The 10,601-nt window shown below is 49.1% G+C and carries 9 protein-coding genes; 1 reads left to right on the top strand and 8 read right to left on the bottom strand.

Going from position 1 to position 10,601, the window contains the following annotated elements:
• Positions 1–356: 356 nt before the first annotated feature.
• Entirely contained in the window at positions 357–1,538 is a 1,182-nt protein-coding gene (locus tag RW114_RS04345) for a pyridoxal phosphate-dependent aminotransferase (RefSeq protein WP_340121489.1), read from the bottom strand.
• Positions 1,539–1,785: 247 nt separating this feature from the next.
• Between RW114_RS04345 and uvrB the strand changes: the two genes are divergently transcribed.
• Positions 1,786–3,798 (top strand): excinuclease ABC subunit UvrB, encoded by a 2,013-nt coding sequence (gene uvrB, locus RW114_RS04340; RefSeq protein ID WP_340121488.1) that lies wholly within the window; start codon positions 1,786–1,788, stop codon positions 3,796–3,798.
• A 76-nt stretch (positions 3,799–3,874) separates the two neighbouring features.
• Here the strand turns inward: uvrB and RW114_RS04335 are convergent, their stop codons facing one another.
• The 7 genes from RW114_RS04335 to RW114_RS04305 form a co-directional block, all read right to left on the bottom strand.
• Complete coding sequence (locus tag RW114_RS04335) at positions 3,875–4,207, bottom strand: ASCH domain-containing protein (RefSeq protein ID WP_340121487.1); 333 nt, start codon at positions 4,205–4,207, stop codon at positions 3,875–3,877.
• A 52-nt stretch (positions 4,208–4,259) separates the two neighbouring features.
• The gene (locus RW114_RS04330; protein ID WP_340121486.1) at positions 4,260–4,391 is read right to left on the bottom strand and encodes a hypothetical protein; all 132 of its coding nucleotides are present in this window, start codon (positions 4,389–4,391) and stop codon (positions 4,260–4,262) included.
• A 138-nt stretch (positions 4,392–4,529) separates the two neighbouring features.
• Positions 4,530–6,275 (bottom strand): P-loop domain-containing protein, encoded by a 1,746-nt coding sequence (locus RW114_RS04325; RefSeq protein ID WP_340121485.1) that lies wholly within the window; start codon positions 6,273–6,275, stop codon positions 4,530–4,532.
• Between the two features lie 37 nt (positions 6,276–6,312).
• Positions 6,313–6,765, bottom strand: a complete 453-nt coding sequence (locus RW114_RS04320; RefSeq protein ID WP_340121484.1) for a hypothetical protein — start codon at positions 6,763–6,765, stop codon at positions 6,313–6,315.
• Positions 6,743–7,183 (bottom strand): single-stranded DNA-binding protein, encoded by a 441-nt coding sequence (locus RW114_RS04315; RefSeq protein WP_340121483.1) that lies wholly within the window; start codon positions 7,181–7,183, stop codon positions 6,743–6,745. Before RW114_RS04315 ends, RW114_RS04320 begins: the two co-directional genes overlap by 23 nt.
• A gap of 337 nt (positions 7,184–7,520) precedes the next feature.
• Entirely contained in the window at positions 7,521–7,694 is a 174-nt protein-coding gene (locus tag RW114_RS04310) for a hypothetical protein (RefSeq protein ID WP_340121482.1), read from the bottom strand.
• 507 nt (positions 7,695–8,201) lie between these two features.
• A complete protein-coding gene (locus RW114_RS04305) occupies positions 8,202–10,478 on the bottom strand; it encodes a DNA translocase FtsK (RefSeq protein WP_340121481.1) in 2,277 nt (758 codons plus the stop codon).
• Positions 10,479–10,601: the final 123 nt, after the last annotated feature.

The raw sequence follows: 10,601 nt of genomic DNA, 5'->3' as shown, positions 1-10,601 counted from the left end.
GAGATGTGGGAGAAATCAAGCATCCCCTATACCGTACGCAAGAAACGCAAAGCTTTTTTCAATAATATTGAAAGCCAAAAATCGGGGAATGTTTAGCTTGCGAAAAAGGGCTGATTTCGACAGCCTAGCAGGAGCCCCTTCTGCTGACCCTCGATAAAAGCGAGGAGCGCAGGAAGCAAGCGGCAACCGGGTCGCCTTTTCTTTGGTTACTTTCTTTTGGCGAAGCAAAAGAAAGTAACTCGCCTTCGGGTGCAAGAACCCGATTCAAATAATCGTCGCGGTAGCGACACTTTTAATAATAAAAATGTTAATGCAGTCTAAATTCGAATAACTGCGTAACATCAGTTACATAAATCTTAAATCGCTTTCTTAATCCGCTCCAACGCGTTTTGCAGATTCGCCATGCTGGTGGCTATCGAAATCCGGATATGCCCAGGCGTGCCAAACGCGGAACCCGGCACTAACGCAACGCCCGCTTCTTCGATCAGATATTCGGAAAAACCAAGATCGTCATCGATGTTGTCCAGTCTGGCAATCAGCTTTTCCACGCTAGGGAACACGTAAAAGGTACCGTCGGTTTCAAGACAGTCAACGCCGTCTATGCTGTTGAGTTCGGCAACAACATAATCGTGGCGCTTTTTAAATTCAACGCACATATTGTCGATAAAGCTTTGATCGCCGGTTAACGCGGCTTCGGCGGCATGCTGCGAAATCGACGTCGGGTTGGAGGTGCTTTGCGACTGGATAGTGGTCATCGCCTCGATCAAATCCGCAGGACCTGCGGCATAGCCGATACGCCAGCCGGTCATCGAATAGGCTTTGGACACGCCGTTCATGACCACGGTGCGGTCATAAAACTCGGGATGCGCATTTAAAATATTAACAAACGTACCCTTCTTCCACAGGATATGCTCATACATGTCATCGGTTGCGATGATGATGTTGGGGAAATCCTTTAGCACGTCGCCCAAGGCTTTAAGCTCTTCCAAACTATACGCAACCCCGGACGGATTGGACGGGCTGTTGATAAAGATTAACCGGGTTTTATCGGTGATGGCCGCGCGCAGTTGTTTCGGCGATATTTTAAAATTTTGCGCCTGGGTGGTTTCGATAATAACCGGCACGCCGTCGGCCAGTAACACCATATCAGGATAGGAGACCCAGAACGGCGCGGGAATGATGACCTCGTCGCCGTGGTTAAGCAGAGCCTGAGTCAGGTTAAATGAGCTTTGTTTACCGCCACAGGAAACCAGGATCTGGTTGGCCTGGTAATCAAGGCCGTTGTCGTTTTTGTACTTGGCGATAATGGCTTTTTTCAGGCTGGGTATGCCGTCAACTGCGGTATATTTGGTGTAGCCGTTTTCAATAGCCTTAACCGCCGCAGCCTTGATATGATCCGGGGTGTCAAAATCCGGCTCACCGGCGCCAAGGCCGATAATGTCTTTGCCCGCAGCACGCATTTGCGCGGCTCTGGCGGTAATCGCCAAAGTCGGTGATGGTTTAACTGCCTGGACTCTGTTAGAAAGTTTGATGCTCATGTTTCCCCGTGTAAAAATCAATGTCAAAGATGGAAGGGATTATACATTATGTATAATGGCTTACTAATAACTAGGTGTTAAAAAACAGTATCGTTCCCGTACTCAGCCGTCACCACCCTGTAGGAGCGGGCCATGCCCGCGATATTTGGACGATTACGCTCCCTTCATCGGTAGCATGGCCCGCTCCTATGGCTTCATTGCTTCGGTATGGGAACAATCAAGCAGTTATGTTCATTGAGAAATCCAAGTGAAAAAGAAGTTCAAACTCTACAGTCGTTTCCAGCCAGCAGGCGATCAACCTACGGCAATCAAAGCATTGGTCGAAGGCTTGAATGACGGCGAAGTGCATCAGACTTTGCTGGGCGTGACCGGTTCCGGCAAAACCTTCACCATCGCCAATGTGATCAATCAGGTGCAACGCCCGGCCATGATTATGGCGCCCAACAAAACCCTGGCCGCGCAACTCTACGGCGAGATGAAGGAATTTTTCCCGGAAAACAGCGTCGAGTATTTCGTCTCGTATTACGACTATTACCAACCAGAAGCCTATGTTCCGGCCTCCGATACCTTCATCGACAAGGATGCGGCGATCAACGAGCATATCGAACAGATGCGTTTATCGGCGACCAAGGCCTTAATCGAACGGGACGACACCATCGTCGTTGCCACGGTTTCGGCGATTTACGGTCTGGGCGAGCCGGAATCGTACTTCAAGATGGTGCTGCATCTGGTCAAGGGCGACATGATCAATCAGCGCGACATCCTGCGGCGGCTGGCAGAAATGCAATATACCCGCAATGACCTTGACCTGCGCCGCGCAACCTACCGGGTGCGCGGCGAAGTGATCGACGTTTACCCGGCCGAGTCGGACAGCGAGGCGTTACGGATAGAGTTGTTCGATGATGAAGTGGAACGCTTGTCGTTATTCGATCCGCTGACCGGGGAAATCATCCGGCGGCTGGCGCGTTATACGATTTATCCGAAAAGCCATTATGTCACGCCGCGAGAGCAGTTATTGGAGGCGGTTGAAGCCATCAAGGCAGAACTCAAGGAGCGCCTGGAACAATTGCGCTCACTGAACAAACTGGTCGAAGCGCAGCGACTGGAGCAACGGACGCTGTTCGATATTGAGATGATACTGGAGGTCGGTTATTGCTCCGGCATCGAGAACTATTCCCGCTACCTGTCCGGCAGAAGCGCAGGCGAGTCGCCGCCGACGATGTTCGATTACTTGCGCGACAATGCGCTGGTGATTATCGACGAAAGCCACGTCGCCGTGCCCCAGATCGGCGCGATGTACAAGGGCGACCGCTCGCGCAAGGAAACGCTGGTTGAATACGGCTTCAGGCTGCCTTCCGCGCTGGATAACCGTCCGCTGATGTTCGATGAATTCGAGTTGAAAGCGCCGCAGCGGATTTATGTGTCGGCAACGCCGGGACCCTACGAACGGGAGCATTCCGGCGTGTTTGCCGAGCAGGTGGTCAGGCCGACCGGCTTGCTTGATCCGGTCGTGGAAGTGCGCCCGGCAACCACGCAGGTCGATGATTTGCTGTCGGAAATCAACAAGCGCGTTATCGTAAAAGAACGGGTGCTGGTGACCACGTTGACCAAACGGATGTCCGAAGATTTAACCGAATATCTGGCCGAACATGGCGTGCGGGTGCGTTATCTGCATTCCGACATCGATACCGTGGAACGGGTCGAAATCATCCGCGATTTGCGGCTGGGCCAGTTTGATGTGCTGGTGGGCATCAATCTGTTGCGCGAAGGCCTTGATATACCGGAAGTGTCATTGGTTGCGATACTGGATGCCGACAAGGAAGGTTTTTTGCGTTCGGTCGTGTCGCTGGTGCAAACCATCGGCCGGGCGGCGAGAAACGTCAACGGCAAGGCGATTTTGTACGGCGATAAAATCACCAAATCGATGCAGCAGGCGATAGACGAAACCGACCGTCGCCGCGAAAAACAGCACCAATTCAATATCGAGCATCACATAGAACCGACGACCATTTTTAAATCGGTCACCGATATTCTGCAGGTATCGATACCCGGTTCCGGGCTGACCAGCGCCAATAAGCTGCTGAGCAAAGTGGCAGAGTTTCCGGCCGATTACAAGGCCTCCATGACGCCCAAGCAGGCGGGCAAGAAACTGAAACAACTGGAAGACGCGATGTACCAACATGCGAAAAATCTTGAATTCGAGCAGGCGGCGAAGATCCGGGATGAGATCAAAGTATTGCAGCAGCTGATGCTGGTTTAACGTGCAGGTTGAATTACGGCAGCATAGCCAGACCCTTGCGCCGCAATCCAACGAGTGGACATTGTCCGATGGTTAACTAATCGGTCTTAGCTGCAAAACTATGCACCCATACCAGACTGTCGGCTTCCCAGGTCATTCCGGCATGCATTTTTAAAATTATATCGCGGTATAGTTCAAGACTCGGATAGCCTTCCGCCCGGGCATCGGCATCGGTCATATCGCCTAAGCGCTGACGTTTTAAATCGGTAACGACAAAAGTCATCCCGTCCAAATCGAAGGTTTCACCGGGCAAGCCATAGATACCATCACGACGCTGCTGTGTTTTCATTCCGGCTTTTGTCGCTTCTACCAATTTCGCATGAGTGACCAGTCGGTCTATCGAACAGGTTTTCTCGGGGTAAGCTTCCATTGTCTATCCTAATTTAAAAAAAATCCTATTGTACACCACGCATGAGACTGGACTACAACGGCAATACCCTGACTTTGTTATCGCCTAAACTCATTTCGATGTCAGCCGATAACTGCAGATGAATAAACGACTGCCGCCAGACAAAAATAGTGTTGATATAAGTGTTCGTACGGATAAATCCCATTGGCATATTTTGTTAGTCTATAAGCGACAGGTAAGGCAGGATGCTATATTTTGTCGCATTATCTCTTTTACAAAGGCCACCTGAGGCTTGCGCTTCTTTCTCTCTCTGGGGTGGTCTTTTTTTTGATCTCGATGTTCATCATTGCTGAAAAATCCTTAACGACCTGATTCTGTTAATAGCGGCAGCCAGTTCATATTTGCGCGGCATCGAAAGGGTTCCCGGATAATCAGGTTTCAAAACGGCCAACCCGTGTTTGCTAATTTCGCTCTCCAACCAATCTATCCAGAAACGAATAGTCTCAGGTTTACCCGACTGCTTTAATTTAGTCCGCAACGCCAATAGGCAATAACCTATGGTTAACATCTGCGGCGCTTCTGCGATTTGCACCACCGCGTCCAGATTGATCAGATCCATGCCGTATTCCAGTTGTCTCGGTGCGTTGCGTAAATCTTTTATGCGTTTTGGCAAGGTCTTGTTCAGACGCTGATTGGTATAGGCGGGATCGAAATTATCGGCGGCCAAACGGCGCGATACGGCGAAATCGGCAATCAGCGCATCCTCCTCGGCTATTCCCCCCAGCCTGTCGCGTACTTTAGCGGTAATATCATCGCAACGGTAATTATCCATCAGCAAACAGGTATCGGCTTTTTGCAAAAAATAACCCAAGCCGCCGACCACGAAAATCATCGAGATCTGCTGTTTTTTCCACAGCGAGCGCACCGTTGAATACAGCGGCTTGATCGGCTCTTGCGCCGCATCCACAATTTTTTTGATCAGCTCGTCGCGCACCAGAAAATTGGTTGCGCAGGTATCTTCATCAAACAGCAGCAATCGGCTGCCGCTCTCGATGGCCTCGACAATATTGGCCGCTTGCGAGGTGCTGCCGCTGGCGTTATCGGATGAAAAACAATCGGTTTTAAGGCCGTTCGGCAAATCGCCGATAAAAGGGCTGATGTCGACATGACGGATGCTGCGACCTTCTTCAGCCCTGATAAAAAAAGCATCCTCCCGAGTCACTACATATTCCCGCCCGTCTCCCGGAATATGCGCATAAACCCCGGATAAAATCGCCTGCATCAAGGTCGATTTGCCATGATAGCCGCCGCCGGTAATGCAGGTGATGCCCTGCCTAATGCCCATACCGGTTATGCTGCACCCATCCGGCAACGGAATAGTTATTTGCAACGACGAAGGAGATTGAAAGGCTTTAACAGACTCGTCCATAGCAGGCCGGTCATCGACGCCGCTTTGCCGTGGCAACTTGGCATCATTGGCGATAAAGGCGATCAGATCATGCCGTTGCATAAACCGGATAATCTCGGCGCGGTTTTTTTGCACATCGACAAACTGCTGAAACAGCGCGCGGGTTTGCTCGTCGTAATGTTGGTAAAAAAAGCAGGCGTCAACAATGGCAACCAGTTCCTGGCTCAGCATAATCCACGCCTGTTCTGCATCAAAAATGCCGCCGCCCTGCCCTTTTGCCGGCAGGCTGATCATAAAGCGCAAATAAACCGCATCGTCATCGAACAAAACGCTATCCCTGGTCAGCATCGTTTGACTCAGGGCAATAGTGTTAAAGGAGCCGCTGCCGTCTTTGCCGCGATTTTGCTGCGCAAACCGGGCTATGCCGTCACGAAAACGCCGAATCAAAAAATCGGCTACCGCCAGTTTACGCTCGGCTGTATGCAAAAAATTCTCGGGGATTTTACTATCTTGTAACGGTATTTTTACCGCTGCAATGGAAGCAGGGTTAGCGCCGGCACTGCCCTGCATTTTGATGAAGCTGAGCTCAAATCGGGGGAAGTGATAAGAGCCACGCAGCTTTTGTATATTCTGAAAAGACTGGTCGGCAATAGAAGCTAGTAACGCTTGTAGTGTGTACACATCCCCTCCTGTCTTGCAGATTTAAACACCGGAGAAGTCAGCTGCCTTTAAGATCATTTCCGTAACAGTCCATTCCGGCAATCAGCTTCATTTTCACCAAATTGTCATCAATGCCCAAGGTCTTAAAAGCGGCCTTTATACCCATGCCTTTTACTGCGTCAACAGAACCGAATCTAAAACCAAACAGCCGGTTTCTCTTGCCCTCAGGAAAACTGCGTATTATTTGCTTGATGCTGTCGTCAATAAGCGCCCTTGCCTTGTTCAGCTCTGTCGCAACTTCCGGATTCAAGCCGGTTAACAGCTGTTTTTCAGGGGATAGCGCGGCAGCAACCGGCAACTCCGGTTGCTGCCTTTTGCGGATGTCCGCCAGTTTTTTACTTTGCCCATGAGCCACCAGCAAGCTGCGCTCAGTAACACTCACCTTTTGCCGGTCGGCTCCTGGGTTATCCGCTATTTTCCCCACAAATTTAGAATGGGATGTCGTCATCATACGGCGCATCGAAATTATCATGGCTCGGGGCTTGTTGGGCAGATGACTGGCCTTGCTGCGCACCTTGCGATTGATAGTTTTGTTGCGATGGCTGGTTAGACTCGTTTCTTTTGCCGACCAAATCGATAATATTGGCGTTAAGCTCCAGACTGGTTTTAGTCGAACCATCTTGCGCCCGATATTCGCTTTGACTCAGTTCACCCGAAACGAACACCTGCTGGCCTTTTTTCAGATAATTCTGCAACTGTCCCTCGGCGCGCTTACCCCACACCGCACATCGGATCCATAACGTTTGTTGCTTTTCGCCAAAGCCGATATTGTTGGCTACGGTCACATTCAATACTGCTTGACCTGACGGTAAATATCGGACTTCCGCATCGCGACCCACAGTCCCGGTAAAACTAAAGACGTTGCTCATTTTTTCTCATTCCTGGTTAAATTAACAATACGGCTATTATCAACTGGTTCCACCAAAAAGAAAATGCAAAACCTCAAACCGATTCTGATTATCGCCCGACAAAGTCCAGTTGTTTAACCGGATGACCTAAACGATATACTTTGTGCGGTGAGTGTTTATTTTGAATAAAGCAATGGGTGTGCAAAATACCAAGGAATGGTTCTTTTTGGGGGACTAGTGAGAATGGGCAAACAGTGCGAGGGGTAAAACGGTGGATAGCTTGAAAACAAAAAACTTCCAAGGCCGTTAAGCCTTGGAAGTTTTCAAGTCGTTTGGTTAAACAACTCAGCTAAGGAGGTCATTCGCATGATAATTGACCTGATTTAACGCGTTTACGGTTCATGTTAACATTGCTGGCAATGGCCGCTGATGCGAACAGCGTCGATGAAATGATGAATTCGCCCGAAATAAAGCCCAGTAGACCGGTTATAAATACTGCTCCGGTTAAAATGTCTTTGGAAAAGTCGTTCATGAGTAAGTCCTCGTATAAAGTTGAAAGGTTTTTTAAATGATGTCTCAACTATACGGAAGACGCCTATTGTTGACAATAACCCTGGGAACATATAGATTGTTTCCCAATTTGATACGCTGGATTCATAAGCTATTCATATTAATCGTGTAAAAGATTAATAATTTAGCACCATGCTCTGGAAACTGCTCTAAAAGAGCCGATTGGTCTGGCTTCTTTCATTTGACGCAAACCGAACTTTCGCCAATCCGTCGTATAGCGTTGCAAAACCCGGCCTGCTTTCGGCTAAAGCCACTGAAATAACCTTAGAAAAACCTCGACTAATCTGATCGACAACCTTCATTAATTGGGTTGGTTCTGATAAGAACGGTGACGCAGCCAGTAATCAATGCCCGAAAAGCACCGCTTTAACTTGTATCGGTTGCAAAGAAGACTTGCATTTGACGATAACACTAGCGCCCAGAGTCCCAATCAACACAATAGCAACTCCGGTTAACGCAATATTCGTTATTAATCTCTTACCGGTGCAGGCGCCAGAACGACTCTTGAGCCATTGCTTTCTGGAGGACTGACAACGCCGGCCGCTTCCATATCTTCAATCATGGTTGCGGCGCGGTTGTAGCCGACTTTAAAGCGTCTTTGCACGCTGGATATTGAGGCTTTTCGGGTTTCCGTGACAAATTGCACAGCGTCATCATACAAGGCATCGCTTTCGGAATCGCCGCCATTGCCACCACTCATGCTATAGCCATCATTGGAATCAGACGATTCCCGGGTGATGTCTTCCAGATAATTCGGCGGCGCGGTTTGTTTTAAAAATTCAACCACGCGATGCACTTCATGGTCATCGACAAATGCACCGTGAGCACGTATCGGAATACTGGTGCCTGAGGGTAAAAACAGCATATCGCCGTTGCCTAGCAGGGTTTCCGCACCACCTTGATCGAGTATGGTGCGCGAATCGATGCGTGATGACACCTGGAATGAAATCCGGGTCGGTACGTTGGCCTTGATCAGACCGGTCAATACGTCTACCGATGGGCGTTGCGTGGCCAGGACTAAATGGATACCGGCCGCTCGCGCTTTTTGCGCCAGACGGGCAATCAGTTCTTCGACTTTTTTACCGACGATCATCATCATGTCGGCTAATTCGTCGATAACAATGACAATGCTGGGTAGAGTGTTTAAGGTGGGATAGTCTTCGCCTTCTTCCAGCGGATTGATCATTTGAAACATCGGATCCCTGACGCTCTCGCCTCTTGCCGTCGCGTCTTCTATCAGCTGATTAAATCCGGCAAGGTTTCTGACGCCCATTTTGGACATTAACTTATAGCGCCTTTCCATTTCAGCAACCGCCCAGCGTAGCGCGTTGCTGGCTTCTTTCATATCGGTGACTACCGGAGTCAATAAATGCGGAATGCCTTCATAAACCGATAATTCCAGCATCTTCGGATCGATCATGATCAAGCGCACCTGTTCCGGCGTGGCCTTATAAAGCAGGCTGAGAATCATGGTATTGATGGCAACCGACTTACCGGAGCCGGTGGTGCCGGCAACCAGTGCATGGGGCATTTTACCCAGATCTGCAACCATCGGTGTGCCGGAAATATCCTTACCCATCGCCAGGGTCAACATGGATTTGGATTTCTCGAAAGGTGCCGACACCAATAACTCGCGCAAGGTCACCATTTCCCGCTCCCGATTGGGAATTTCAAGGCCGACTACCGATTTTCCGGGGATAATTTCCACGATACGAACGCTGGTAACCGACAACGCTCTGGCCAAATCCTTGGACAGAGTGCTGATACGACTGACCTTAACGCCTGCTGCAGGTTGTAACTCAAAACGAGTAATAACCGGGCCTGGGTGAAAGCCGACCACGGTAACGGCAACGTTAAAATCGGCCAGAATATCTTCTACCAAGCGCGACATTTCTTCCAAGTCGGTTTGCGAATAACCGATAACGCGGGTATCACGAAGATCGAGCAAATCCAGAGAAGGTAAAACACCTTTGCTGGAATCATATTTAATAGTCGGCTGTTTTTTGAGTGGACGACTGTTTTTTGCCGGATTTTCTACCCGCTTTTCGATATTGGCTATGACTTTAGCGCTGACTTTTCTTTTAAACACCGAGTTTTCGGGATTATTGACCCGCGTTTCGGTGCGTTTAACCGGATGTCCCTGCAACAAAGTCAGAATGCTACTCCTAAGAACTCGACAGATAGACACGGTATATTTGCCGATAAAATCCAGCAACGCTACCCATGACAATCCGGTAACCAAAGTAACCCCAGCCAATAAAACCACTAACAACAGCAATGTCGCTCCCGAATTGCCTAGCGTCACCAACAATGCATTGCCGGTTTCCTGACCTAAAATACCTCCGGTGTTGCTGGGCAGTTCAATGGCTATTCTTAGCAAATACAAATTCAATAACGCTGCACCTGAAATAATAGTCGCTATTGACCCTATCCATTGCAACGCGATAATTATTTTTTCGCGGCCTTGTCTGCCGCGAGTGTAGATCAAATAACCTTGCCAGAAGATAATGACCGGAAACAGATAAGCAACCAAACCAAAACAGCTGAGCATGACATCAGAAAGCCACGCACCAAAAATACCGCAAGCGTTAGAGACTGTTTGCACTGACCCGCTATGCGTCCAACCCGCATCCTCGTTACTAAAGGTGATCAACGAAATTAAAAAAAATAATGCGACTGCGATGAAGCCTAATAAAGCGATTTCACGCAAACCACGAAAAGTTTTCTCTTCCATTACTGCAGCCATATTCAACAACTCGTTACATAAATTACTAACAAAACATAATTATAGATCAATAATGAGATGCTTCACATTAATAATGCCCCAGATAAACTCCGGCGCACACTTCTACAATCATTCATCGGCCAT

This window comes from Methylobacter svalbardensis, assembly GCF_037671525.1.
GTDB lineage: Bacteria > Pseudomonadota > Gammaproteobacteria > Methylococcales > Methylomonadaceae > Methylobacter_A > Methylobacter_A svalbardensis.
The sequence above is the reverse complement of the archived record's forward strand: the minus strand, read 5'-3'. Positions and strand labels throughout refer to the sequence as shown.